The sequence below is a fragment of the Neisseria sp. P0021.S007 genome, assembly GCF_051956855.1.
Window position 1 is genome coordinate 1 of the sequence record NZ_JBQCXA010001387.1, and the last position, 489, is coordinate 489.

Below are 489 nucleotides of genomic sequence, written 5' to 3' on the forward strand. Positions count from 1 at the left end.
CCTTCGTAGCCCAGCGCGAGTTCGATGTTGTTGGAACGCTCTTTGTTGAGGTGTTTGTTGCCGACTTCAAAGGTGTTGGTGGCGACGTGTTTGCCGTGTGCGTACAGCTCTTGCGTTGACGGCAGGCGTTCCTGATGGGAGGCAGTCAGGCTGAGTTTGTGTTGTGGCGTGAAATACCAGTTGCCCGAAAGTGCGAACGAACGGGCGGTTTGGCGGTGCGCGCCGAGGTCGGGCAGGGGCTGGTTGTAGTAGTTTTCCCGATCAATCAATGCTTTGTCATACTGGATGGAGGCTTTTTGTTTTTCCACGCGTACGCCGCCTTCAAGCGTGAAGTTGTCCCAGTTTGCCTGTTCTACCCCGAAAAAGCTGTAATGGCGCACATTATTGTCAATCAGCATCGGTTGTTGGACGGTTTCGGGAATGGCAGAAAGCGCGCTGGATTTTTGTCCCAAATATTGCACGCCCCAACTGCCTTTCAGACGACCTATG

General features: G+C 53.6%; 1 protein-coding gene. It reads right to left on the reverse strand.

The genetic code is table 11. The features are described 5' to 3' along the window. Positions 1 to 489: TonB-dependent receptor domain-containing protein (locus ACTHUR_RS19315; protein WP_440400404.1), on the reverse strand; the 489-nt coding region annotated here is incomplete at both ends.